The organism is Pseudomonas sp. SMV7, assembly GCF_052041995.1.
Classification (GTDB): domain Bacteria; phylum Pseudomonadota; class Gammaproteobacteria; order Pseudomonadales; family Pseudomonadaceae; genus Aquipseudomonas.
Genome location: NZ_JBKGGT010000003.1, coordinates 93,381 through 118,307 on the forward strand (window position 1 = coordinate 93,381; position 24,927 = coordinate 118,307).

The following is a 24,927-nucleotide window of genomic DNA, read 5'->3' on the forward strand; positions in this document are numbered from 1 at the left end:
GTGCTTTTGTGGGAGCGGCCTTGTGTCGCGATAGGGGCGCATAGCGCCCCCCAGCTTTATTCCTGCAATGGCAAGGTAGCCTGCTGACGCAGGGTCGCCCCGAGGAAATACGCCGGCGCACGCAGGCGCGACAGCATCATCAGCACGATCCCCAGCACCGAGATGATCGCGGCAATCACGAACACCAGCCCCACCCCACCCACATGCGAGCCGCTGCCGAAGTCCGGCGACGCGCTGTCGATAGCCGTACGCACGAAGATAACCGACAGGATCACCCCGCCTACCAATGGGCACAGGCCGCGCATGAAGAAGTGGCGCAGGCTGTCGAACAGGCTGTCACGGAAGTACCAGACGCAGGCAAAGGCCGTCAGCGAGTAGTAGAAGCAGATCATCATGCCTAGCGCAGTGATGGTATCTGCCAGCACGTTCTCGCTCAGGGTACGCATGGTCACGTAGAACAGGCCTGCGGCCACACCGGCGCAGATGGTCGCGTAGCGCGGCGTCTGCGAGCGCGGGCAGACGCTGGCGAACTTCTGCGGCACCGCGCCGTAGTATCCCATGGCCAGCAGGGTGCGTGCCGGCGACACGAAGGTCGACTGCAAGGAGGCTGCCGTACTGGCCAGCACGGCAATCGACATCAGGATCGCCATCGGCCCCATCACCGGGCCGGCCAGGTGGGCGAAGACGTTTTCCTGGATACGCGGATTGTTCAGGCCCAGCCCCTCTTCGCTGATACCGGCAAACTGCAGGGTGGCAATGGCGGTCAGCAGATACAGGCCGAGAATCAGCAGCACGGTCCAGGTGGCGGCCTTGCCCGGCACCTCTTCACTGCCCACCGACTCTTCACTGACAGTCAGGCACACGTCCCAGCCCCAGAAGATGAAGATCGACAGCGACAGCCCGGCGGCAAAAGCCGAGAACGACTCGACGCCAAACGGGTTGAACCAGGCGAAATCGAATTCCAGCGCCGCCGGCGCGGTGCTTTCACCGAAGGCAGCGAACGCAAAGCCGATCAGCACGAGCAGCTGCAACGCCACCAGGCCGTACTGCACGGTCATGGTGGTGGTCATGCCGCGACAGCAGATCCACACCGCCAGCGCGATGAACACGCAACAGGTGCTGACGTTGATCAACAGGTTGTCGGCCAGCGCCGCCAGCTCGTGGTGGCCGGTGATCTGGCCAAGGAACAGGTAGAAGAAATCGACTGCCACGCCCGCCAGGTTCGACAGCACGATGGTAGTGGCGACTACCAGCCCCCAACCGCCGATCCAGCCGATCATCGGGCCGAAGGCACGCGCCGACCAAGTAAACGATGTGCCGCTGTCCGGCTCGGCCGAGTTCAGCTCGCGGTAGCCGAGGGCGACCAGCAGCATCGGCAGGAAGCCGACGATGAATACCGCTGGCAGGTGGGCGCCGACCTCGCGCACGGTCGGGCCAAGTGCGCCGGTCAGGGTATAGACCGGGGCGATGGTCGAAATGCCCAGCACCACGCTGGCCAGCAAGCCCAGCCGGCCTTTGGCCAGGCCCTTGCTGCGCTGGGTGTTGCCCGCGTCGGTCGCCACGTCGGGTGGGCGGCCGGCTTCTGTGTAATCGCTCATGAGTATTTGCCGTAGATTTTGGAATTGTTTTCACTGGCCTTGCGCACAAGGCCCGCTTTCACTCATTGAAAGCTTGCTGCGGGGAACCAGTCATCCGAGACCTTCGGGTAACGTCAGAATGCCTTCTGCCGTGCGCCCTCCCGTGCTGCGTAGGCAATGCAAGCCTCGCGAAACGCCTGGAACAGACGCAGCGAGACCGGGTTTTCGGTAAATCGCCATTCCGGGTGCCATTGCACGCCGACAACAAAGCCCGGCGCCGCAGGCATGGATACCGCTTCGATCAGGCCGTCCGGGGCCCGTGCCTCGACGCGCAGGCCAGGGGCCAGGCGGTCGATGCCCTGGCTGTGCAGCGAGTTGACCTCGAACTGCGCCGCCAGGCCCAGGCGCTCGAACAACCCGCCAGGCTCGATGCCGACAAGGTGACGAGGGCCGTATTGCACTTCCAGGGGCGCGTCCTCGGGTTCACGGTGGTCCAGGTAACCGGGCAACTCCTGCACGCGTTGATGCAGGCTGCCACCCAGGGCCACGTTCAATTCCTGATAACCGCGGCAGATGCAGAACACCGGGACCCCGGCAGCGATGGCCGCCTGCAGCAGCGGCAAGGTCAGGCGATCGCGCGCCAGATCGTGCCGGGTACCCGCCGCGCTGGGGGCGCCATTGTAATGATGTGGTTCGATATTTGAAGGCGAGCCGGTAAAGACAATGCCGTCCAGACGGGCCAGCAGCGCCTGCGTGTCGCTGCCACCGTCACGCGCCGGCAAGATCAGCGGCAGGCCGGCAAAGCCGGCCGCCTCGACATACTTGTCGCCCACCGTGTGCGACGGGTTCTTCCCTACCTGCTGGCGGCAGGCGCTGACACCGATCAAGGGGACCGCATTTGCGCTCATGGGCTTACACCGTGTGCAGGTACCAGTTGTACTCGAGGTCGGAGATCGACACTTCGAACTCGGCCAGTTCGCTTTCCTTGCAGGCCACGAAGATATCGATGTAGTCCGGGCTGATGTATTGGTTGAGCACTTCACTGTCATCCAGCGCGCGCAACGCATCGCGCAGGTTGTTCGGCAGGCTCTGCTCCAGCTGCTCGTACGAGTTGCCTTCGATCGGCTGACCCGGCTCGACCTGGTTGGTCAGGCCGTGGTGCACGCCGGCGAGGATCGCCGCGAGCATCAGGTAGGGGTTGGCGTCAGCGCCGGCCACGCGATGCTCGAGGCGAACGTTGTCGCTGCTGTCGGTGGGCACGCGCACGGCCACGGTGCGGTTGTCCAGGCCCCAGCTTGGCGCGTTGGGGACGTAGAACTGCGCACCGAAACGGCGGTAGGAGTTGATGTTCGGGCAGAGGAAGGCCATCGACGCCGGCATGGTCTCCAGCACGCCGCCGATGGCATGGCGCAGCGCATCGCTTTGCAGCGGGTCATCGCTGGCGAAGATGTTCTTGCCGGTTTTCTTGTCCAGCAACGAAATGTGCACGTGCAGACCGTTGCCGGCCTGGCCCGGGTAGGGCTTGGCCATGAAGGTGGTGTCCATCTCATGGTCGTAGGCCACGTTCTTGATCAGGCGCTTGAGCAGGATCGCGTAGTCGCAGGCCTTCAGCGGATCAGCCACATGGTGCAGGTTGACTTCGAACTGCGCCGGGGCGCTTTCCTTGACGATGGCGTCGGCGGGCAGCCCTTGTTCCTTGGCTGCTTCGAGCATGTCCTGCAGGCAGTCGGCGTATTCGTCGAGGTCGTCGATCAGGTACACCTGGGTCGACTGCGGGCGCTTGCCGGAGATTGGCGAGCGCGGTGGCTGCGGGCGGCCGTTCAGGTTGTCCTGGTCGATCAGGTAGAACTCCAGCTCGAACGCAGCGCAGATATCCAGGCCCAGGTCATCGAACCGGCTCACCACCTGGCGCAGCACCTCGCGCGGGTCGGCGAAGAACGGTTCGCCTTCGAGCTCGTGCATGGTCATCAGCAGCTGGGCGGTCGGGCGCTTCTGCCAGGGTTCGTTGGAGAGGGTGCCAGGGATCGGGTAGCAGATGCGGTCGGCATCGCCGATATCCAGGCCAAGCCCGGTGCTTTCGACGGTGGAACCGTTGATATCCAGGGCAAACAGCGACGCGGGCAGGTTGATACCCTTCTCGTACACCTTGTGCAGGCTGGCCCGCTCGATGCGCTTGCCACGTACCACGCCGTTCATGTCGGAAATCAGCAGGTCGACGTACTGCGTATCCGGATGGGCCTGGAGGAAGTCACTCATCTCGCTGGAAGAACTGGCGCACGGGGTTACCGACGTCATGGCTGTACATCCTATGATTTGCTGCGGCGATGTGGGGATACGGCTGGCGCCTCACGGGCGACGATGGTTGCAGCTGTTGTTCTTTTCACTTTCCCATCGTGGGGATTGGTTACCCGACCGGGCGCATTGATTCCCGGGGGCCGTTTCACTATAAAATGGCCAAAACGCAACAGACATTGGCAATTCGGCAAGCAGAGCGTGCACCAATGCAATATCAGATTACACATGCCGACCTTTCCCTGGTCCTGGCACTGGAACGTGGCCGCTCACTGGCCAAGGCTGCCGAGCTGCTCAAGGTCGATGTCTCGACAGTGTTCCGCTCGATCCGCCGGCTGGAATCGGCGCTGGGCACGGCCTTGTTCGTCAAGAGCCGCAAGGGCTACCTGCCGACCGACACTGCCCAGGCCCTGGCCGAGCAGGCCGAGCGCGCCGAGCAGGCGTTGGAAGCGGCGCGCATTGCCATGACCAGTGGCGAACAGGTGGTGAGTGGCACGGTACGGCTGACCTGCACCGAAGCGGTGATGCACAGCCTGCTGCTGCCGGCGCTGGCCGAATTCATGCCCAACTACCCGGCGCTGTCGCTGGAAATGGGCACGTCCAACACCTTCGCCAACCTCAGCCGGCGCGATGCCGACATAGCCCTGCGCCTGACCAACACGCCGCCGGAGCACCTGGTCGGGCGCAACCTCGGGTCCACCTCCTACGTAATCTGCGGCCAGCCGCAGTGGCGCGAGCGTTTGGCCGAGTCGCCGGCCAGCGTGCCGTGGATCGCCCCGGACGACTCGATGCAGGACCACCCCACGGTGGTCTGGCGCAACCAGCAGCACCCGGGGCTGAGCCCACGCTACCAGTGCAGCGGCATGTCGACCATCGCCCAGTTGGTCACGGCCGGGTTGGGCGTTGCGGCGTTGCCGGATTACATGGTGCATGCGCTGCCCGGGGTGGACGCGTTGAGCGGGCCACTGCCCGGCTGCGATACCCAGCTGTGGCTGCTGACCCGGCCGGACTGCCGGGCGTTGCGCTCGGTCCAGACCCTGTTCGAGGAGCTGACCCCGCGGTTGCGTGACGCGATGCTCTGAGGGTATCGTCAGGTTCATGCATCGAGGGTCTCTGTCCCGGCCCTTTCGCGGGCCCGCCCGCGCCCACAGGTAATGCGGCGGCGGTGAGAACTGTGCAGGACTTGTGGGAGCGGGCATGCCCGCGAAGAAGCCCACACTGTCCCACCCGGCAAAACAGCGCTTCCCTATTGGCTGGTGATTTTTTAAACTATCGAGTCCGCCTGCCCATTATCGGGCTGCACGCCCACCGCAATTGCTACTGAGGAAGACCATGGCCCGCGTAACTGTTGAAGACTGCCTGGAACACGTGGATAACCGCTTTGAGCTGGTCATGCTCTCGACCAAGCGCGCTCGCCAGCTGGCGACCGGCGGCAAAGAGCCACGCGTTGCGTGGGAAAACGACAAGCCGACCGTAGTTGCCCTGCGTGAAATCGCCGAAGGCATCGTCACCAACGAATTCATCGCCGCTGAAGAGATCGTCACCGAGGATCCGGTGTTCGCCGCGTTCGAGGACGAGAACAACGAGGCTGTCTGATTGATGCCTGGTCGACGTCGCACGGCGCAAGGCCCTCTTCCTCGGCAGGAGGTGAACCCATGCCGGGTATAGAAGCTTTGGCCGAACGGCTGTCGACCTACCTTGGCCCCGAACAGGTCAACCTGGTCCGGCGTGCCTATTTCTATGCCGAACAGGCCCACGACGGGCAGCGTCGCCGCAGCGGCGAGCCCTACGTGACCCATCCGCTGGCCGTGGCCAGCATTCTCGCCGACATGCACATGGACCATCAGAGCCTGATGGCTGCCATGCTGCACGATGTGATCGAAGACACCGGCATCGCCAAGGAAGCGCTCAGCCAGCAATTCGGCGAGACCGTGGCCGAACTGGTCGATGGCGTCAGCAAGCTGACCCAGATGAACTTCGAGACCAAGGCCGAGGCGCAGGCCGAGAACTTCCAGAAGATGGCCATGGCCATGGCCCGCGATATCCGCGTGATCCTGGTCAAGCTGGCCGACCGCCTGCACAACATGCGCACCCTGGAAGTGCTGTCCGGCGAAAAGCGCCGGCGCATCGCCAAGGAAACCCTGGAAATCTACGCCCCCATCGCCAACCGCCTGGGCATGCACACCGTGCGCGTGGAGTTCGAGGACCTCGGCTTCAAGGCCATGCACCCGATGCGCTCGTCGCTGATTCACCGGGCGGTGAAAAGTGCGCGCGGCAACCGCAAGGAAATCGTCGCCAAGATCGAGCAATCGCTGGCCAACTGCCTGGCCGCCGACGGCATCGAAGGCGAGGTCAGTGGCCGGCAGAAACACCTCTATGGCATCTACAAGAAGATGCGTGGCAAGCGCCGCGCCTTCAACGAGATCATGGATGTGTATGCCTTCCGCATCGTCGTCGACAAGGTAGACACCTGTTATCGCGTGCTGGGCGCCGTGCACAACCTGTACAAGCCGCTGCCCGGTCGCTTCAAGGATTACATCGCGATCCCCAAGGCCAACGGCTACCAGTCGTTGCACACCACGCTGTTCGGCATGCACGGCGTGCCCATCGAAATCCAGATCCGCACGCGCGAAATGGAAGAGATGGCCAACAACGGTATCGCCGCACACTGGTTGTACAAGTCCAACGACGACGAGCAGCCCAAGGGCAGCCACGCTCGTGCGCGCCAGTGGGTCAAGGGCATCCTCGAACTGCAGCAACGCGCCGGCAACTCGCTGGAGTTCATCGAGAGCGTGAAGATCGACCTGTTCCCGGACGAGGTCTACGTGTTCACGCCCAAGGGCCGCATCATGGAGCTGCCCAAAGGCTCCACGGCCGTCGACTTCGCCTACGCGGTGCACACCGACGTCGGCAACAGTTGCATCGCCTGCCGCATCAACCGCCGCCTGGCACCGTTGTCCGAACCGCTGCAAAGCGGCTCGACGGTGGAAATCGTCAGCGCACCGGGCGCACGGCCGAACCCGGCCTGGCTCAACTTCGTGGTCACCGGCAAAGCGCGCACGCACATTCGTCACGCGCTCAAGCAGCAGCGCCGCTCCGAGTCCATCAGCCTGGGCGAACGCCTGCTGAACAAGGTGCTTACCGGCTTCGACAGCAGCCTGGAAAGCATCCCCCAGGAGCACATCCAGGCGATTCTCGCCGAGTACCGCCTGGAGCTGATCGAAGACCTGCTGGAAGACATTGGCCTGGGCAACCGCATGGCCTACGTGGTCGCACGCCGCCTGCTGTCGGCGGAAGGCGAACAACTGCCGGCGCCGGAAGGCCCGCTGGCAATCCGCGGTACCGAAGGCCTGGTGCTGAGCTATGCCAAGTGCTGCACGCCGATCCCGGGCGACCCGATCGTCGGCCACCTGTCCGCTGGCAAGGGCATGGTCGTGCACCTGGAAAATTGCCGCAACATCAGTGAAATCCGCCACAACCCGGAGAAGTGCGTACAGCTCTCCTGGGCCAAGGACATCACGGGTGAGTTCAATGTCGAGCTGCGTGTCGAACTGGAGCATCAGCGCGGCCTGATCGCGCTGCTGGCCAGCAGCGTCAACGCCGCCGACGGCAACATCGAGAAAATCAGCATGGACGAACGCGACGGCCGTATCAGCGTGGTCCAACTGGTGGTCAGCGTGCACGACCGTGTGCACCTGGCGCGTGTGATCAAGAAGCTGCGTACCCTGACCGGTGTGGTCCGCATAACCCGCATGCGTACGTAGTCCGCCAACCGCAAGGAGTCATCATGAGCAAGACCGTCATCAATAGCGACAAGGCCCCTGCCGCCATCGGCACCTACTCGCAGGCGATCAAGGCCGGCAATACCGTGTACATGTCGGGCCAGATCCCGCTGGACCCGAAGACCATGGAACTGGTCGAAGGCTTCGAAGCCCAGACCGTGCAGGTCTTCGAGAACCTTAAGGCCGTGGCTGAAGCCGCTGGCGGCTCGTTCAAGGACATCGTCAAGCTGAACATCTTCCTCACCGACCTGAGCCACTTCGCCAAGGTCAACGAGGTAATGGGCCGCTACTTCGAGCAGCCGTACCCAGCCCGTGCCGCCATCGGCGTTGCCGCGCTGCCGAAAGGCGCCCAGGTCGAAATGGACGCCATCCTGGTCATCGAGTGATGCCTCTGTGACGGGCGCCCTGCCCGTCACCTCTCCTCCTCTGCAAGGTTACCCGTCATGCGTCAAGCCCTGCCTCTCGCGCTGGCAGCCCTGCTTCTGGGCGGCTGCGCCAGCCATAAACCCGAAGATTTCAATGGCACCTGGATCAACCAGGACGCTATCACCGCGGCCGTCAAGGGCGGCAGCCTGCGCCAGGCGCTCAATGAGCACGGCCCGGTGTTCGAGTGGAAGCTCGACGTCGCCAGCCAGCAGGCCAGCTACAGCAATGGTTTCGAGGCGGCTGACGGCCAGCTGAGGGCCAACGACAAGCAATGGCAGGCCAGTTTCCAGGGCGGCCAGACCGAGCAGCTGTCGCTCGATGGCGACGAACTGCAGGCCATTGATCAGAACGGTGGCAAGCAGACCTTCGTGCGCGCCAAGGCGCCAGCGGCAGCTAGCGCGCCACTGGGAAGCAGCTTCGAGAAGGCGTTGTACCAGGCTTACCTGGGCGGCACCTGGAAGATCGTCGACGGCCAGGGCAAAGGTGCCACCGTGCGCTTCAGCGATACCGGCAACGTCACTGGCCTGCCGGGGCCAGACCGCTTCGCCCTGTGCCTGGCGGGAGACTGCGCGACCATGGGTGGCAGCAATGACAGCCTGTGGCTGGAACGCAACCAGCGTGGCGCACCCTTCATCCTCAAGCGCGATGGCGACAAGCTGGAGATCTTCCAGGCAGTGAACCGTGCGCAGCCCGACGAAATGCCCGTGTTGGCGGCCGGCAAGCGCCAGTGGCTGCTGGAGCAGGACTGAAGCCTTGTTTCGAGCCGAGCGCCGCCCCTTTGTGGGAGCGGGCATGCCCGCGAACACCAGCGAAGCCGGTGCCATGCACCGCGTAGCCTGATTCGCGGCACGCCCGTTCCCACAGGGTAGCGCATCAAGCCTGGGGGCTAGTTTTTACCCGCCAGGATCGCTGCGTAGCCTTCCTTGTAGCTCGGATACACCGGCGCCCAGCCCAGCGCCCGCGCCCGCGCATTGCTGCAGCGCTTGCTACCGGTGCGGCGCACGCGCTGCTCATCCGACCATTCGGTTACCCCCAGGTAGGCCCGCAGCCAGGCCACCACATCGGCCAGCGGCGCCGGGTCGTCGTCGACGCCGATGTAGCAGTCGTCCAGCACCTTGCCGTCGGCATCGGCCTGCAACAGGAACGCCAGCAGGCTGGCTGCGTCCTCGGCATGGATGCGGTTGCCATACAGCGGTGGCTCCTCCGCCACGCGGTAGCCCTGGCGCACCTGGCTGAGCAGCCACTCGCGGCCCGGGCCATAGATGCCGGTCAGGCGTACCACGCTGGCAGGGATGCCGCTGGCCAGTGCCAGCCTTTCAGCCTCCAGCATCAATCGCCCGGAATAGCCCGCGGGCTCGGTGGCGGCGCCTTCCTCGATCCACTCGCCGTCCTTCTGTGCATAAACGCTGCTGCTGGACACAAACAGCAAGCGCCGTGGGCGCTGGCCGCGCTCGGCCAGCCAGCCCAGCACATGCCGCAAACCGTCGACATACGCCGCCTGGTAACCCGCCTCGTCGTGCTGGCTGGCCGCCACGCAATACACCAGGTAGTCCGGCGCACGCTGCGGCCAGGCGTGCGGAATGGATGGCTCGGCCAAGTCTGCAGCCACCGGTACAACACCCGCCGGCAGTTGCCCGACCGAGCGACGCAGGCCGCTGACCTGCCAGCCGCGCGCCAGCATCTGCCGGGCAAGACGCCCGCCTACATCACCACAACCCACAACCATCACGGAAAGGTCTGACATCTCTGAACTCCCTAGACCAACTGATCAACCTGGCCACGCTACACGACGGGCGACTAGACCATAGGCGAAAAAAGCAACAAGATTACTTTTGTTAACAAGAATTACTTGCAATAATGGCGGCCAAATTGTTCTCGGCCTACTCGAGGCCTTGGAGAACGCTCACTTTTTCTTCATCAGGTCCGGCCAGCATGACACGTATTCAACCTTCCGCTTCGCCAACCCCGTCGCGCGCCTGGCGCGCCATCGCCGCGCTGACGCTCAGCCTGGTGCTGGCCCCGGTGGCCATGGCCGATGAGCCAACCGCCAACGCCGCCACGCCTGCTGCCGCCAGCGCACCTGTTGCTCCAGCCGCAGCGCCAACGGCGGACAGCCCTGCCGCCACCCCGGCTCAAGCGCCAGGCGTGGCAGACCCGAGCGTCGAAGCCCTGGTTGAAGACACCTCGCTGGGCATGGCCCACGACCTGTCCCCATGGGGCATGTACAAGAATGCCGACGTGGTGGTGAAGGCGGTCATGATCGGCCTGGCCATCGCCTCCATCATCACCTGGACCATCTGGATTGCCAAAGGCTTCGAGCTGATGGGCGCCAAGCGGCGCCTGCGCGGTGAAATCGCCCTGCTGAAAAAATCCGCCAGCCTGAAAGAAGCCAGCGACCATTCCAACAAGGCAGGCACCTTGGCCCATACCCTGGTCCAGGACGCGCTGGAAGAGATGCGCCTGTCGGCCAATGCCCGGGAAAAGGAAGGCATCAAGGAACGTGTCAGCTTCCGCCTGGAGCGCCTGGTACACGCCAGTGGTCGCACCATGAGCAGCGGCACCGGCGTTCTCGCCACCATCGGCTCTACCGCGCCATTCGTCGGCCTGTTCGGTACCGTATGGGGCATCATGAACAGCTTCATCGGCATCGCCAAGACCCAGACCACCAACCTGGCGGTGGTTGCCCCGGGTATTGCCGAAGCCCTGCTGGCCACCGCCCTGGGCCTGGTCGCGGCAATCCCGGCCGTGGTCATCTACAACGTCTTCGCCCGCTCCATCGCCGGCTACAAGGCCCAGGTGTCCGACGCCTCCGCCCAGGTGCTGCTGCTGGTCAGCCGTGACCTGGACCACCAGGGCAGCGAGCGCGCCGCCCCGCACATGGTGAAAGTGGGGTAAGCCATGGGCCTGCATCTCAACGAAGGTGGCGACGACCTCGTCGAAAACCACGAAATCAACGTCACGCCGTTCATCGACGTGATGCTGGTGCTGCTGATCATTTTCATGGTCGCAGCCCCTCTCGCCACGGTCGACATCAAGGTCGACCTGCCGGCCTCGACTGCCAAACCGGCACCGCGGCCGGAAAAACCGGTGTTCGTCAGCGTCAAGGCCGACCAGAAGCTCTACGTCGGCGACGATCAGGTCCCTGCCCCCGACCAGCTTGGCCCGATGCTTGACGCCAGGACCAAGGGCGACAAGGAAACCACCATCTTCTTCCAGGCCGACAAGGGCGTGGATTACGGTGACCTGATGGAAGTGATGAACAGCATGCGCGCGGCCGGCTATTTGAAAGTCGGCCTGGTAGGTCTCGAGACGGCAGCCAAGAAATGACGAAGACGCGCTCGAACCTGGCGCGCTACGGTGGCAGCCTGGCGATCGTGCTGGGTGTGCACGTGGTCGCCGTGCTGCTGACGCTCAACTGGTCGGTGCCCCAGGCTATCGAGCTGCCCCCGGCAGCCATGATGGTCGAACTGGCGCCGTTGCCGGAGCCTGCGCCACCACCACCCCCGAAGGCAGCGCCACAGCCGCCGGCACCGGTCGAAGAGCCACCGCTGCCGAAGCTGGCCGAGGCCCCAAAGCCGAAAATCGCCATCCCCAAGCCGCCCAAACCGAAGGCCAAGCCGCAACCGCAGCCGCCCAAGCCCGAAAAAAAGCCTGAGCCGCCGAAGGAAGCCCCGCCGACCGAACAGACGGTGGACGCACCGCCAAGCAACACGCCACCGCAGAAGTCCGCGGCACCGGCACCAAGCATTGCGTCCAACAGCAAAGCCCTGCCAACCTGGCAGAGCGACCTGCTGCGCCACCTGGGCAAGTACAAGCGTTACCCGGAAGATGCACGCCGTCGCGGCCTGCAGGGCATCAACCGCCTGCGCTTCGTGGTCGATGCCGAAGGCAAGGTGGTGTCGTATTCCATGGTCGGTGGCTCGGGCAGTGCCGCCCTGGACCGGGCGACCCTGGAGATGATCCGCCGGGCCGGCACGGTACCCAAGCCGCCGCCCGAGTTGCTGAACAACGGCACGATCGAAGTCGTGGCGCCGTTCGTCTACTCGCTGGACCGCCGCTGAGGCTTTTGTTTCTGTCACAAATCGGCAAGTCTGATAACGTGCGTCTATCGATTGCAGCCGCTATGCTGGGCTCGCAACTTCATGGACGCACGTTATGACCCTCACTGAATTACGCTACATCGTCACACTCGCCCAGGAACAGCATTTCGGCCACGCCGCCGAGCGCTGCCACGTGAGCCAGCCGACCCTGTCGGTCGGGGTGAAAAAGCTCGAGGACGAGCTTGGCGTGCTGATCTTCGAGCGCAGCAAGAGCGCGGTACGCCTGACCCCGGTTGGCGAAAGCATCGTCGCCCAGGCGCAGAAGGTGCTGGAACAGGCCCAGGGCATTCGCGAACTCGCCCAGGCCGGCAAGAACCAGCTGACTGCCCCGCTCAAGGTCGGCGCCATCTACACCGTCGGCCCGTACCTGTTCCCGCACCTGATTCCGCAGCTGCACCGGGTAGCGCCGCAGATGCCGCTGTACATCGAAGAGAACTTTACCCACGTCCTGCGCGAAAAGCTGCGCAACGGCGAGCTGGACGCAGTGATCATCGCGCTGCCGTTCAACGAAGCCGACGTACTGACCCTGCCGCTGTACGATGAGCCATTCTGCGCCCTGATGCCGGCCGACCACCCGTGGACAGCAAAAAAGACCATCGACACCGCGATGCTCAACGACAAGAGCCTGCTGCTGCTCGGTGAAGGCCACTGCTTCCGCGACCAGGTGCTGGAAGCCTGCCCGACCCTGAACAAGGGCGGTGAAGGGGCCAGGCACACCACGGTCGAGTCCAGCTCACTGGAAACCATCCGCCACATGGTGGCCTCGGGCCTTGGCGTGTCGATCCTGCCCCTGTCGGCAGTGCACAGCCACCATTACGCGCCGGGTGTCATCGAGGTCCGCCCGCTGACCGCACCAGCGCCGTTCCGTACCGTGGCCATTGCCTGGCGCGCCAGCTTCCCGCGGCCGAAGGCCATCGAGATCCTCGCCGACTCGATCCGCCTCTGCTCGGTCGCCAAAGCCCCTGTGGAACAACCGGCCTGAGTCATGAGCGAGCTGTCGAAGGTCCCGGTCACGGTACTCAAGGGGGTTGGCGAGGCCATGGCCGAGAAACTCGCCAAGGTCGGCCTGGAAAACCTGCAGGACGTGCTGTTTCACCTGCCCCTGCGTTATCAGGACCGCACCCGCGTGGTGCCGATCGGCCAGCTCCGCCCTGGCCAGGACGCGGTGATCGAGGGTGTGGTCAGCGGTGCCGACGTGACCATGGGCAAACGCCGCAGTCTGGTGGTGCGCCTGGGTGACGGCAGCGGTGTGCTGAGCCTGCGCTTCTATCATTTCAGTAACGCGCAGAAGGAAGGCCTCAAGCGCGGCACCCACCTGCGTTGTTACGGCGAAGCCCGCCCCGGAGCCTCGGGCCTGGAAATCTACCACCCGGAATACCGCGCGTTGAACGGCGATGAGCCGCCGCCCCCGGTGGAGCAGACCCTGACGCCGATCTACCCATCCACCGAAGGCCTTACCCAGCAACGCCTGCGCCTGCTGTGCCAACAGAGCCTGGCCATGCTCGGCCCACGCAGCCTGCCTGACTGGCTGCCCGAAGAACTGGCCCGGGACTACCAGCTGGCCCCGCTGGACGATGCTATCCGCTACCTGCACAACCCGCCGGCCGATGCGGACCTCGACGAGCTTGCCGAAGGCCAGCACTGGGCCCAGCACCGCCTGGCTTTCGAAGAGCTGCTGACCCACCAGCTGTCGCAGCAGCGCCTGCGTGAAAGCCTGCGCAGCCTGCGTGCGCCGGTATTGCCCAAGGCCCAGCGCCTGCAGGCGCAATACCTGGCCAACCTCGGCTTTCAGCCGACCGGCGCGCAGCAGCGGGTGGCCAACGAAATCGCCTATGACCTCAGCCAGCACGAGCCGATGATGCGCCTGGTTCAGGGTGATGTCGGCGCTGGCAAGACCGTGGTCGCCGCCCTGGCCGCGCTGCAGGCGCTGGAAGCCGGTTACCAGGTGGCGCTGATGGCGCCCACCGAGATTCTCGCCGAACAGCACTACATCACCTTCAAGCGCTGGCTCGAGCCGCTGGGCATCGAAGTGGCCTGGCTGGCCGGCAAGCTCAAGGGCAAGGCCCGGGCCGCCGCCCTGGAGCAGATCGCCAACGGTGCACCGATGGTGGTCGGCACCCACGCGCTGTTTCAGGAAGAGGTGAAATTCAAGCACCTGGCCCTGGCGATCATCGACGAGCAGCACCGGTTTGGCGTGCAGCAACGCCTGGCGCTGCGCAAGAAGGGCGTCGCTGGCGAGCTATGCCCGCACCAGTTGATCATGACCGCCACCCCGATTCCGCGGACCCTGGCCATGAGTGCCTATGCCGACCTGGACACTTCGGTGCTCGACGAACTGCCGCCGGGGCGTACCCCGGTGAATACCGTGCTGGTGGCCGACAGCCGCCGCTTCGAAGTGGTCGAGCGGGTACGCGCCGCCTGCGCCGAAGGGCGCCAGGCCTATTGGGTATGCACGCTGATCGAAGAATCCGAGGAATTGACCTGCCAGGCCGCCGAAAGCACCTACGAGGAGCTGGGCAGCGCCCTGGGCGAGTTGCGCGTGGGGCTGATCCACGGGCGCATGAAGCCGGCGGAAAAGGCCGGGGTCATGGCCGAGTTCAAGGCTGGCAACCTGCAGTTGCTGGTTGCCACCACGGTCATCGAGGTCGGCGTGGACGTGCCCAACGCCAGCCTGATGATCATCGAGAACCCCGAGCGCCTGGGCCTGGCCCAGTTGCACCAGTTGCGCGGCCGGGTTGGCCGGGGCAGCGCCGTCAGCCATTGCGTGCTGCTGTACCACCCGCCGCTGTCGCAGATCGGCCGCGAGCGCCTGGGCATCATGCGGGAAACCAACGACGGCTTCATCATCGCCGAGAAGGACCTGGAGCTACGCGGTCCGGGCGAGATGCTCGGTACCCGCCAGACCGGCCTGTTACAGTTCAAGGTCGCCGACCTGATGCGCGATGCCGATCTGTTGCCGGCAGTGCGTGACGCTGCCCAGGCCCTCCTTGCACGCTGGCCGGAGCATGTCAGCCCACTGCTGGACCGCTGGCTCCGCCACGGCCAGCAATATGGCCAAGTGTGACGATGGTTCCACAATGGATCCAGATTTGTCCCAAGGCTGGTTATACTTCGCGTTTAAAGGAATCAGTGGATACGGACCATGACTGAAGTCGCCCTGGACACCGCAACCCCACATGCACCCTCGGTCATCAGGCTGCTGCTCGACAAGCTCGGCGTGGCCTACCGCGAGGTCGTGGAGCATCCGCAACTGCCGGCGGCGTCAAGGGTACAGGCCGTGCTGCTCGACGACGAGATCGGTGCCTTGCTGGTGCTGTTCCCGCAGAGCCAGCTGCTGGACCTCAACCGCCTGGCTGAACTGACCGGGCGCCAACTGACTGCGGTGTCGGTGGCGCGCCTGAAGCAGATGCTCGACAAGCACAACCTCAAGGCCCTCCCGGGCATTCCGGCCTTGACCAGTTCGCCGTGCCAGTATGAAAAGAGCCTGCTCGACGCCGAACGCGTGTATATCCAGTCCGGCGAAACCGGGCTGTTGCTGGAAATCGAGCGCGCGCACTTCAAGCGCATGCTGGTAAAGGCCAGCGCCAGCAGCTTCGGCCTCGAGGTCGAGGCCATCAGCCCCAATCTCGATCGTCCGCATGACGACACCCGGGAAATCAGCCAGGCGGTGCAGGCTTTCACCGCCAGACGCATTCAGAAGCGCCTGGAGGAAACCATCGAGATCCCGCCTCTGGCAGATACCGCGCAAAAGATCATCAAGCTGCGGGTAGACCCCAACGCCAGCATCGATGACATCACCGGCGTGGTCGAAACCGACCCGGCGCTGGCGGCGCAGGTGGTCAGCTGGGCGGCATCGCCCTACTACGGCTCGACCCACAAGATTCGCTCGGTGGAAGATGCCATCGTACGCGTGCTGGGCTTCGACCTGGTGATCAACCTGGCCCTGGGCCTGGCGCTGGGCAAGACCCTGAGCCTGCCGAAAGACCACCCGCAACAGGCCACGCCGTACTGGCAGCAGTCAATCTACACTGCTGCGGTCATCGATGGCCTGACCCGTGCCATGCCGCGCACTGAGCGCCCGGAAGCTGGCCTGACCTACCTGGCCGGGCTGCTGCACAATTTTGGCTACCTGCTGCTGGCACATGTGTTTCCACCGCACTTCTCGCTGATCTGCCGGCACCTGGAGGTCAACCCGCACCTGTGCCACACCTATGTGGAACAGCACCTGCTGGGTATCAGCCGCGAACAGATCGGTGCCTGGCTGATGAAACTGTGGGACATGCCGGAAGAGCTTTCGGCCGCGCTGCGCTTCCAGCACGACCCGGCCTATGACGGCGAATATTCGGCATTCCCCAACCTGGTATGCCTGACCACCCGCCTGCTGCGCGCGCGAGGAATTGGCACGGGGCCGCAGGAGGAAATTCCCGAGGAACTGCTGGAGCGCCTGGGGATTACCCGCGACAAGGCCGAGGAAGTCGTGAACAAGGTGCTCGAGGCCGAGAACCTGTTGCGTGAACTGGCTTCGCAGTTCCACGCACCGCATTGACACCCTGGGGCCGCTTGGCGGCCCCCATTATTTCAGCCCTGCTTCTTCGGCTTGAGGTACTTCATCAAGCCCTGGAACCACATCACCAACGCCGGGTTGCCCTTGATCTGGATGTGCTTGTCCTGAATCCCCTGCATGAATGCCAGCTGCTTGTTACGCGCCTGCATCGTGGCAAAACCGTAGGCGGCGTCCTTGAAGGCAATGGCGAAGGCCGGCTGCGGGTGGGCGCCGCCCTTGCTGCTGATGCGCTCGTTGTTGACGATGAAGTGCCGGGCGACCTTGCCATCCAGGGTTTGCATCTGGAACACCAGGTCCTTGCCCTTGAGCTGCTGCTGGAATGCCGGGTTGTTACGGCTGGCCCTGGCCATCAACCAGCCCATGGCCCAGAGAAGAAAGCGGAACTTCATCAACGCGCCTCGAATTAAACGTGACTAAAGCGCGCATTCTATCCTTTTTCAGAACTATTTATGCAGGTACGAAACATTTTGCCTGCAGAAAGCACAACGGGCGCCTTGGCGGCGCCCGTTTGGCTGGCACTGCATCGTCAGCGCACGATCACTTGCCTTTCTTGGCTGGTTTGGCAGGGACGTTGACGCTGTCGCGCAGGTTCTTGCCTGGCTTGAAGGCCACGGTATTGCTGGCCTTGATCTTGACTGGTTCGCCGGTTTGCGGGTTCTTGCCGGTACGCGCGCCACGATGACGTTTTTCGAAGGTGCCGAAGCCGACCAAGGTCACGGTGTCCTTGTCCAGGGCACCGGTGATGCTGTCGAGAATCGCGTTCAACACCTGATTGGCCTTTTCCTTGGTCAGATCGGCCTTTTCGGCGATGACGGCGGCGAGTTCTGGTTTGCGCATAGTGAAGCCTCTTTGACGGAATTCTTGTTGTTATGCCGTGCTGCCTCTGGGAGCAGCGCTCAAGGCACCGCAGGCTCTAATCTGCGGCAGACGGGAGTGAGGATGGCACGTGCACCGGGGCCGCGCCAGTATCTGGGCGGCCATTGTGCAGGCAACAACAGGATAAATCCGACAGAACGCCAGCCATTTACGCCATAACGGCTGGCAACTGGCGATTCAGCGCCAGCTTGTCCATGACTGCTGTTCCGGTCAGGGCATAGCCCAGCAGCTTGCCGTCGGCATCGAAGCAGAGCACTTTGAGGTCGCTGCCCTGCCCCTCGACCCGCCAGGTGCCTTCGTGGCCCTGGGGTGGCGGCGAGACTACGAGTGGGCAGGCCGGGGTCTTCACCGTGACCGGCATCGGCCCGTAGGCGACCGCCGTCGGCTTACCGGCCAGGGTCTGCGCCAGCGCCCGGGCACAGCTCATCAGTGGCATGACGTACAGCAGGTTGATGCCATCGACCTCGGCACAGTCGCCAAGGGCAAAGATATTGGCGTGGGAAGTGCGCAACTGGCGGTCCACGCTGATGCCGCGGTTGGTTTGCAAGCCGGCGGCGGCAGCCAGGTCGGTGCGCGGGCGCAGGCCGATCGCCGAGACCACCAGGTCGCAGGCGATCACGCAGCCATCAGACAGGTGTGCCTCCAGACCCTGGGCCACCTTTTCCAGGCGAGCAAGCACCGGGCCCAGGTGGAAGCGGACCCCCAAGCCTTCCAGCCCGGCCTGCACAGCCGTGGCTGCAGCCGGGTGCAGCAAGGTCGGCATGACTTGCTCGCACGGCGCCACCACATCGACCTGGAAGCCGCCCAGGCTCAGGTCGTTGGCGAATTCACAGCCGATCAGGCCGGCACCGAGGATCAGCACGCGTTGCTTGCCAGAGGCTGCGGCGCGGAAACGTGCGTAGTCTTCCAGGTCGTTGATCGGGAACACCTGTTCGCCGCCATTACCCTCGATCGGTACCTGTACCGTCTGTGCACCGACGGCCAGTACCAGGTCGCGGTATTCCACCGCCTCCTCACCGACCCACAGCCGCTTGTGGCCAGGGTCGATGCCGCTGATACGGGTGTGGGTACGGATTTCGGCATTCAGTTGTTCGGCCATGGCGCCCGGTTCGGCCATGCACAAGCCATCCGCATCTTTCTGCTTGGCGAAGCCAGTGGAGAGCATGGGCTTGGAGTAGGAGCGACCGTCATCGGCAGTGATCAGCAGTAACGGTGTCTGGGTATCGAGCTTGCGAAATTCACGGGCCAGGTTGTAGCCCGCCAGGCCGGTACCGATGATTACCACAGGGGACGTCATGTCGTGCCTTCCTTGATTAGCCGATGGAGATCATTTCAAAGTCACTCTTGCCGACACCGCAGTCGGGGCAAAGCCAGTCTTCCGGTACATCTTCCCAGCGGGTGCCAGGGGCGATGCCGTCGTCGGGCCAGCCTTCGGCCTCGTCGTAGATCAGGCCACAGACAATACATTGCCACTTTTTCATCAGGTCTCTTTCCTCGGTTCGGGCTGGAGCTTACTGTTCTGCTGAGAGCCTCTTCGCGGATAGATCCGCTCCTACAGCGGCCGGGTAGCCGGTAGGGACGGGTTCACCGGCGAAGGACCCGTGCACAATTCGTGGGGGCTTTGTATCGGCCCCGCCAGCAGTATGCAAGCAGTCGGGGCAATCATGCTAAGCTCGCCGCCTCTCTGGTTGTAACAAGCAGACCGACGTGTCGTACGAATCCCCGCAAGCAGCCGCTGTCGCGTGGCTGCCGTATTCACAGCTGGCGACCGGCATCGACCAGCGCACCCTGGATTGGCTGTTCGACGAGGGCTCCCTGACCCGCCGCCTGACCCGCCTGTCCGACGATCACTTCACTGTCACGCCGCTGTTCGAGGGCTGGCAACCACTGCGCGATGACGAATGCCAGGCCCTGGGCATCGCCGCAGGGGCAGAAGGCTGGGTGCGCGAAGTTTACCTGCGTGGCCATGACCAACCTTGGGTGTTCGCCCGCAGCGTCGCCAGCCGCAGCGCCCTCGAGCGTGGCGGGCTGGACCTGGAAACCCTGGGCAGTCGCTCGCTGGGCGAACTGCTGTTCTGCGACCAGGCATTCATCCGTCACCCCATCGAGGTATGCAGTTATCCACCGGCCTGGCTGCCGAGCGCAGCCGCCCATGCCGCGCTGTGGGGCCGCCGTTCACGCTTCGAACGTGGCGGCCTGGAGCTGCTGGTGGCGGAAGTGTTCCTGCCAGCGCTGTGGCAAGCGGCCAAGGAGGGAAACCGCTGATGTACCTGCACCTGCTCAAGTCGCTCAACCGCCTGCATCCGCGGGCCTGGGACTTCGTCCAGCTCAGCCGCATGGACCGGCCGATCGGAATCTACCTGCTGCTGTGGCCAACCTTGTCGGCGGTGTGGATTGCCGGGAACGGTTCGCCGACCCTGGCCAACGTGCTGATCTTCGGCCTCGGTGTGGTGTTGATGCGCGCCGCAGGCTGCTGCATCAATGACTTTGCCGACCGCAAGGTGGACGGCCACGTCAAACGCACCGCCGACCGTCCCCTGGCCAGTGGCCGGGTCCGTCCGCGCGAGGCGCTGGCGCTGTTCGCTATCCTGGTCGGGGTCAGCTTCCTGCTGGTGCTGTGTACCAACAGCCGCACGGTGTGGCTATCGTTCGGTGCGGTGGCGCTGGCGTTCTGCTACCCATTCATGAAGCGCTACACCTACTACCCGCAGGTGGTGCTGGGGGCGGCCTATTCCTGGGGCATTCCCATGGCCTTTACCGCAGCGGGTGGTGAACTGCCAGCCAGTGCCTGGCTGTTGTACATCGCCAATCTGCTGTGGACGGTGGGCTATGACACCTACTACGCCATGGTCGACCGTGATGACGACCTGAAGATTGGCGTGAAGTCGACCGCGATCCTGTTCGGCGACGCCGACCGCGCCATCATCCTGACCTTGCAGCTGCTTTCGCTGGGCTGCCTGCTGCTGGCGGGTAACCGTTTCGAACTGGGGGGCTGGTTCCACCTGGGCCTGCTGGGCGCGGCGGCGTGCTTTGCCTGGGAGTACTGGTCGACGCGCAGGCTGGACCGGGAGTCATGCTTCAAGGCGTTCCTGCACAACCACTGGGCGGGGATGCTGGTGTTCATCGGGGTTGTGCTGGATTACGCGTTGCGCTGAGGAATGTGGGGCTGCTGTGCAGCCCCGACAACTTCATGGCTTGGCGACGTGCCAGACGTCCTTCATGCCGTCACCGGTCATATCCCCGGCCTTCTTGTCCTTGATGAAGGTGTACAGCGGCTTGCCGTCATAGGCCCACTGCTTGGCGCCGTCGTCGCGCATCACCACGCTCCACTTGCCCTTGGCCGGTTCGTCATTGGCCTTGACCATCAAGGGCGGCCAGTTCGTGGCACATTCGCCATTGCACATTGACTTGCCGCCCGCATCCTTGTCGAAGGTGTACAGGGTCATGCCGGCATGGTCGACCAACATGCCGCCCTTCTCCATCGCATGGTCAGCAGAGGCCACCCCCGGTAGCGCCAGCGCAGTGAAAAGGGCCATCCAGCTCAGCGTTTGTCGTGTCATTGGATTCACCATTGTTTCGGGGGGATTGGGATCGGAATGCCGCAAAAGCGGCTCTTTCAAGCCTAGTTCAGTCATGGAATGTCGCCAGACTGGCCAACAGCCTGTCACACAGCTGCAATAATTCCGTTATCTAATGCGGGCCAAGACATCGTATCCAGGAGAGGTTTTGAGCATGGTTGGCAGGAACATACTGATCGTCGACGACGAAGCGCCTATTCGCGAGATGATCGCCGTTGCCCTGGAAATGGCCGGCTATGACTGCCTGGAAGCGGAAAACTCCCAACAGGCCCATGCGATCATCGTCGACCGCAAACCGGACCTGATCCTGCTCGACTGGATGCTGCCAGGCACCTCCGGCATCGAGTTGGCCCGCCGCCTCAAGCGCGACGAGCTGACCGGCGACATTCCGATCATCATGCTCACCGCCAAGGGCGAAGAGGACAACAAGATTCAGGGCCTGGAGGTAGGCGCTGACGACTACATCACCAAACCGTTCTCGCCACGTGAACTGGTCGCCCGCCTGAAGGCCGTGCTGCGCCGCACCGGCCCCAGCGACAGCGAGGCACCGATCGAGGTCGGCGGCCTGCTGCTGGACCCGATCAGCCACCGCGTGACCATCGACGGCAAGCCGGCCGAGATGGGCCCCACCGAATACCGCCTGCTGCAGTTCTTCATGACCCACCAGGAGCGCGCCTACACCCGTGGCCAGTTGCTGGACCAGGTGTGGGGTGGCAACGTCTATGTCGAAGAGCGCACCGTCGACGTACACATCCGCCGCCTGCGCAAGGCGTTGGGTGAGGCCTACGAAAATCTGGTACAAACCGTCCGGGGCACCGGCTACCGCTTCTCGACCAAGAGCTGATCGAGTTCAAAGCGCCAAGCTGCACGTTGTTGTACAAGGACCGTCAATTGAACCAGAACTGGCATGCCACCCTGATCCGCCACCTGCTGCTGCTGATTACCGTCTGCCTGATCGGCGGGTTGGTCAGCGGCTATTATGGCTGGAGCCTGGCCATCGGCCTGGCGCTCTACCTGGGCTGGACACTCAAGCAACTGTTGCGCCTGCACGACTGGCTGCGCAACCACCAACCCGATGAAGCACCACCCGATGGCTACGGCCTGTGGGGCGAGGTATTCGACAGCATCTATCACCTGCAACGCCGCGACCAGCGCGTGCGCGGCCGCCTGCAGGCGGTGATCGACCGGGTGCAGGAGTCCACCGCCGCGCTGCGTGACGCGGTGATCATGCTCGACAGTGACGGCAACCTGGAATGGTGGAACCGCGCCGCCGAAACCTTGCTGGGCTTCAAGACCCCACAGGACGGCGGCCAGCAGGTCACCAACCTGGTGCGCCACCCGCGCTTCAAGGAATACTTCGAGGCGGAGAACTACCTCGAACCGCTGGAAATCCCGTCGCCAATCAACGACCGCATGCGCTTGCAGCTGCACATCACGCGCTATGGCAACAACGAACACTTGATGCTGGTGCGTGACGTCACCCGCATCCACCAGCTGGAACAGATGCGCAAGGACTTCGTCGCCAACGTGTCCCACGAGCTGCGCACACCGCTGACGGTGATCACCGGTTACCTGGAAACCCTGCTCGACAACGTCGAAGACGTGAACCCGCGCTGGAGCCGTGCCCTGCAGCAGATGAGCCAACAGGGTTCGCGCATGCAGACCCTGCTCAACGACCTGCTGCTGCTGGCCAAGCTGGAGGCCACCGACTACCCATCGGACAATCAGCCGGTGGCGGTCGATGCCTTGCTTACTGCAATCAAGAACGATGCCCTGGCCCTGTCCGGGCCGCGCAACCAGCGCATCAGCCTTGAAGCCGCACCCGGGGTGAAACTCAAGGGCAGCGAATCGGAGCTGCGCAGTGCCTTCTCCAACCTTGTATTCAACGCGGTGAAGTACACCCAGGACGAGGGCAGCATCCGTATTCGCTGGTGGGCCGACGCCCAGGGCGCGCACCTGTCGGTGCAGGACACCGGGGTGGGGATCGATGCCAAGCACCTGCCGCGCCTGACCGAACGCTTCTACCGGGTCGACTCCAGCCGTGCATCGAATACCGGCGGCACCGGGCTGGGGCTGGCGATCGTCAAGCATGTGTTGATGCGCCACCGCGGCCGGCTGGAGATCAGCAGCGTGCCGGGGCACGGCAGCACCTTTACCTGCCATTTTGCGCCGGCACAATTGGCTAACGCCAAGGGCTGATACCGCCGCTGCAGCGCTGCCCTTGGCGGGCACGCCCGCTCCCGCAACGGCCCGATAAGACCACCACCCTTTGCTTTTGCCGCCCCAGCCGCTACATTGGATCCCCTGTGCCAGCCAGAGCTGGCACTTTTTTTCTCTCTATCCCAAAGACGGAACCTGTAAAAACTCCATCATGGACCCTTCCCCTGGTATCAGCCTCACCTCGTTATTCGCCGACTTCGGCATGATCATCTTTGCCCTGCTGCTGGTGCTGCTCAACGGTTTCTTCGTTGCCGCCGAATTCGCCATGGTCAAGCTGCGGGCCACCCGCGTCGAGTCCATCGCCGAGCTGCATGGCTGGCGCGGCAACATCCTGCGCAAGGTACACAACCAGCTCGACGCCTACCTGTCGGCCTGCCAGCTCGGCATCACCCTCGCCTCCCTCGGCCTGGGTTGGGTCGGCGAGCCCGCCTTCGCCCACTTGCTGGAGCCTTTGCTGGCCTACCTGGGCGTCGACACGCCCGAGCTGGTCAAGGCCATCTCGTTCTTCGTCGCGTTCTTCGTCATTTCCTACCTGCACATCGTGGTCGGCGAGCTGGCACCAAAGTCCTGGGCAATCCGCAAGCCCGAGCTGCTGTCGCTGTGGACCGCCGTGCCGCTGTACCTGTTCTACTGGGCAATGTACCCGGCCATCTACCTGCTCAATGCCAGCGCCAACACCATCCTGCGCATCGCCGGTCAGGGTGAACCCGGCCCGCATCACGAGCACCACTACAGCCGTGAAGAACTCAAGCTTATCCTGCACTCCAGCCGTGGCCAGGACCCCAGCGACCAGGGCATGCGCGTGCTGGCCTCGGCGGTGGAAATGGGCGAGCTGGAGGTGGTCGACTGGGCCAACTCGCGCGAGGACATGGTCAGCATCGATGCCCAGGCGCCACTGAAGCAGATCCTGGCGCTGGTGCGCCGCCACAAGTTCAGCCGCTACCCGGTGTACGACGCCGAGCGCGAGGAGTTCACCGGCCTGCTGCACATCAAGGACCTGCTGCTGGAGCTGGCGGAACTTGAGCACCTGCCCGAAACCATCGACCTGGACGATCTCGCCAGGCCACTGGAGCGTGTGTCGCGGCACATGCCGCTGGCGCAGTTGCTGGAGCAGTTCCGCAAGGGCGGCGCGCATTTCGTGCTGGTGGAAGAGGCCGATGGCAAGGTGATTGGTTACCTGACCATGGAAGACGTGCTGGAAGTGCTGGTCGGCGACATCCAGGACGAGCACCGCAAGGCCGAGCGCGGCATTCTCGCCTACCAGCCGGGCAAGCTGCTGGTTCGCGGCGACACGCCGCTGTTCAAGGTCGAGCGCCTGCTGGGTATCGACCTTGACCACATCGAGGCTGAAACCCTGGCCGGGCTGGTATATGAGACGCTCAAGCGGGTGCCGGAAGAAGAGGAAGTGCTGGAGGTCGAAGGGCTGCGCATCATCATCAAGAAGATGAAAGGGCCGAAGATCGTGCTGGCCAAGGTGCTCATGCTGGATTAAAGGCTACGGGCCTGCGCAGC

At 63.9% G+C, this 24,927-nt stretch carries 25 protein-coding genes; 16 read left to right on the forward strand and 9 right to left on the reverse strand.

Features of this window, described 5'->3' with window-relative positions:
- Positions 1-56: 56 nt before the first annotated feature.
- From ACLEJP_RS05160 to ACLEJP_RS05170, 3 genes are all read right to left on the reverse strand, one after another.
- Complete coding sequence (locus ACLEJP_RS05160; protein ID WP_440804757.1) at positions 57-1,598, reverse strand: APC family permease; 1,542 nt, start codon at positions 1,596-1,598, stop codon at positions 57-59.
- 113 nt (positions 1,599-1,711) lie between these two features.
- Positions 1,712-2,485 (reverse strand): gamma-glutamyl-gamma-aminobutyrate hydrolase family protein, encoded by a 774-nt coding sequence (locus ACLEJP_RS05165; protein WP_225779764.1) that lies wholly within the window; start codon positions 2,483-2,485, stop codon positions 1,712-1,714.
- A gap of 4 nt (positions 2,486-2,489) precedes the next feature.
- On the reverse strand, positions 2,490-3,833 hold the full coding sequence (locus tag ACLEJP_RS05170) for a glutamine synthetase family protein (protein ID WP_440804957.1): 1,344 nt from the start codon (positions 3,831-3,833) through the stop codon (positions 2,490-2,492).
- 245 nt (positions 3,834-4,078) lie between these two features.
- Here ACLEJP_RS05170 and ACLEJP_RS05175 point away from each other — a divergent pair, with 245 nt between their 5' ends.
- The 5 genes from ACLEJP_RS05175 to ACLEJP_RS05195 all read left to right on the forward strand — a co-directional run bounded on the left by ACLEJP_RS05175 (position 4,079) and on the right by ACLEJP_RS05195 (position 8,826).
- A complete protein-coding gene (locus ACLEJP_RS05175) occupies positions 4,079-4,951 on the forward strand; it encodes a LysR family transcriptional regulator (RefSeq protein ID WP_085588812.1) in 873 nt (290 codons plus the stop codon).
- 250 nt (positions 4,952-5,201) lie between these two features.
- A complete protein-coding gene (gene rpoZ / locus ACLEJP_RS05180) occupies positions 5,202-5,465 on the forward strand; it encodes a DNA-directed RNA polymerase subunit omega (protein ID WP_003253383.1) in 264 nt (87 codons plus the stop codon).
- A gap of 59 nt (positions 5,466-5,524) precedes the next feature.
- Positions 5,525-7,633, forward strand: coding sequence for a bifunctional GTP diphosphokinase/guanosine-3',5'-bis pyrophosphate 3'-pyrophosphohydrolase (gene spoT, locus ACLEJP_RS05185; protein WP_440804758.1), 2,109 nt, complete (start codon positions 5,525-5,527; stop codon positions 7,631-7,633).
- A gap of 23 nt (positions 7,634-7,656) precedes the next feature.
- Positions 7,657-8,037 carry a RidA family protein gene (locus tag ACLEJP_RS05190; protein ID WP_009684531.1) on the forward strand — a complete coding sequence of 127 codons (381 nt, stop codon included), beginning with the start codon at positions 7,657-7,659 and terminating at the stop codon, positions 8,035-8,037.
- A 57-nt stretch (positions 8,038-8,094) separates the two neighbouring features.
- The gene (locus tag ACLEJP_RS05195) at positions 8,095-8,826 is read left to right on the forward strand and encodes a hypothetical protein (RefSeq protein ID WP_440804759.1); all 732 of its coding nucleotides are present in this window, start codon (positions 8,095-8,097) and stop codon (positions 8,824-8,826) included.
- A gap of 137 nt (positions 8,827-8,963) precedes the next feature.
- Here the strand turns inward: ACLEJP_RS05195 and ACLEJP_RS05200 are convergent, their stop codons facing one another.
- Positions 8,964-9,821, reverse strand: a complete 858-nt coding sequence (locus ACLEJP_RS05200; RefSeq protein WP_440804760.1) for an SDR family oxidoreductase — start codon at positions 9,819-9,821, stop codon at positions 8,964-8,966.
- Positions 9,822-10,009: 188 nt separating this feature from the next.
- Here ACLEJP_RS05200 and exbB point away from each other — a divergent pair, with 188 nt between their 5' ends.
- From exbB to ACLEJP_RS05230, 6 genes are all read left to right on the forward strand, one after another.
- A complete protein-coding gene (gene exbB, locus ACLEJP_RS05205) occupies positions 10,010-10,972 on the forward strand; it encodes a tonB-system energizer ExbB (protein WP_440804761.1) in 963 nt (320 codons plus the stop codon).
- 3 nt (positions 10,973-10,975) lie between these two features.
- Positions 10,976-11,404, forward strand: coding sequence for a TonB system transport protein ExbD (exbD, locus tag ACLEJP_RS05210; protein ID WP_440804762.1), 429 nt, complete (start codon positions 10,976-10,978; stop codon positions 11,402-11,404).
- A complete protein-coding gene (locus ACLEJP_RS05215; protein ID WP_225779772.1) occupies positions 11,401-12,138 on the forward strand; it encodes an energy transducer TonB in 738 nt (245 codons plus the stop codon). Before exbD ends, ACLEJP_RS05215 begins: the two co-directional genes overlap by 4 nt.
- A 94-nt stretch (positions 12,139-12,232) precedes the next feature.
- Positions 12,233-13,159 (forward strand): hydrogen peroxide-inducible genes activator, encoded by a 927-nt coding sequence (locus ACLEJP_RS05220; protein WP_296234992.1) that lies wholly within the window; start codon positions 12,233-12,235, stop codon positions 13,157-13,159.
- Positions 13,160-13,162: 3 nt separating this feature from the next.
- Complete coding sequence (gene recG / locus ACLEJP_RS05225) at positions 13,163-15,241, forward strand: ATP-dependent DNA helicase RecG (RefSeq protein WP_440804763.1); 2,079 nt, start codon at positions 13,163-13,165, stop codon at positions 15,239-15,241.
- 78 nt (positions 15,242-15,319) lie between these two features.
- Positions 15,320-16,723, forward strand: a complete 1,404-nt coding sequence (locus ACLEJP_RS05230) for an HDOD domain-containing protein (RefSeq protein ID WP_440804764.1) — start codon at positions 15,320-15,322, stop codon at positions 16,721-16,723.
- Between the two features lie 32 nt (positions 16,724-16,755).
- Here ACLEJP_RS05230 and ACLEJP_RS05235 read toward each other — a convergent pair whose 3' ends face one another.
- The 4 genes from ACLEJP_RS05235 to ACLEJP_RS05250 form a co-directional block, all read right to left on the reverse strand.
- Complete coding sequence (locus tag ACLEJP_RS05235; protein ID WP_225779776.1) at positions 16,756-17,130, reverse strand: SCP2 sterol-binding domain-containing protein; 375 nt, start codon at positions 17,128-17,130, stop codon at positions 16,756-16,758.
- Positions 17,131-17,278: 148 nt separating this feature from the next.
- Complete coding sequence (locus ACLEJP_RS05240) at positions 17,279-17,578, reverse strand: HU family DNA-binding protein (RefSeq protein ID WP_114169522.1); 300 nt, start codon at positions 17,576-17,578, stop codon at positions 17,279-17,281.
- Positions 17,579-17,765: 187 nt separating this feature from the next.
- Positions 17,766-18,914 carry an NAD(P)/FAD-dependent oxidoreductase gene (locus ACLEJP_RS05245; protein ID WP_440804765.1) on the reverse strand — a complete coding sequence of 383 codons (1,149 nt, stop codon included), beginning with the start codon at positions 18,912-18,914 and terminating at the stop codon, positions 17,766-17,768.
- Positions 18,915-18,930: 16 nt separating this feature from the next.
- Positions 18,931-19,098 carry a rubredoxin gene (locus tag ACLEJP_RS05250; protein ID WP_003253349.1) on the reverse strand — a complete coding sequence of 56 codons (168 nt, stop codon included), beginning with the start codon at positions 19,096-19,098 and terminating at the stop codon, positions 18,931-18,933.
- Positions 19,099-19,324: 226 nt separating this feature from the next.
- Between ACLEJP_RS05250 and ACLEJP_RS05255 the strand changes: the two genes are divergently transcribed.
- Both ACLEJP_RS05255 and ubiA read left to right on the forward strand, forming a co-directional pair.
- The gene (locus ACLEJP_RS05255) at positions 19,325-19,882 is read left to right on the forward strand and encodes a chorismate--pyruvate lyase family protein (RefSeq protein ID WP_440804766.1); all 558 of its coding nucleotides are present in this window, start codon (positions 19,325-19,327) and stop codon (positions 19,880-19,882) included.
- Positions 19,882-20,772, forward strand: coding sequence for a 4-hydroxybenzoate octaprenyltransferase (ubiA, locus tag ACLEJP_RS05260; protein WP_440804767.1), 891 nt, complete (start codon positions 19,882-19,884; stop codon positions 20,770-20,772). Before ACLEJP_RS05255 ends, ubiA begins: the two co-directional genes overlap by 1 nt.
- Before the next feature lie 33 nt (positions 20,773-20,805).
- Here ubiA and ACLEJP_RS05265 read toward each other — a convergent pair whose 3' ends face one another.
- Positions 20,806-21,177, reverse strand: coding sequence for a COG4315 family predicted lipoprotein (locus ACLEJP_RS05265; protein ID WP_440804768.1), 372 nt, complete (start codon positions 21,175-21,177; stop codon positions 20,806-20,808).
- A gap of 172 nt (positions 21,178-21,349) precedes the next feature.
- Here ACLEJP_RS05265 and phoB point away from each other — a divergent pair, with 172 nt between their 5' ends.
- The 3 genes from phoB (at position 21,350) to ACLEJP_RS05280 (ending at position 24,907) form a co-directional block, all read left to right on the forward strand.
- A complete protein-coding gene (gene phoB, locus ACLEJP_RS05270; RefSeq protein ID WP_003253341.1) occupies positions 21,350-22,039 on the forward strand; it encodes a phosphate regulon transcriptional regulator PhoB in 690 nt (229 codons plus the stop codon).
- Positions 22,040-22,086: 47 nt separating this feature from the next.
- A complete protein-coding gene (gene phoR, locus ACLEJP_RS05275) occupies positions 22,087-23,394 on the forward strand; it encodes a phosphate regulon sensor histidine kinase PhoR (protein WP_440804769.1) in 1,308 nt (435 codons plus the stop codon).
- Between the two features lie 172 nt (positions 23,395-23,566).
- Entirely contained in the window at positions 23,567-24,907 is a 1,341-nt protein-coding gene (locus ACLEJP_RS05280; RefSeq protein ID WP_289129147.1) for a hemolysin family protein, read from the forward strand.
- Positions 24,908-24,927 lie beyond the last annotated feature (20 nt).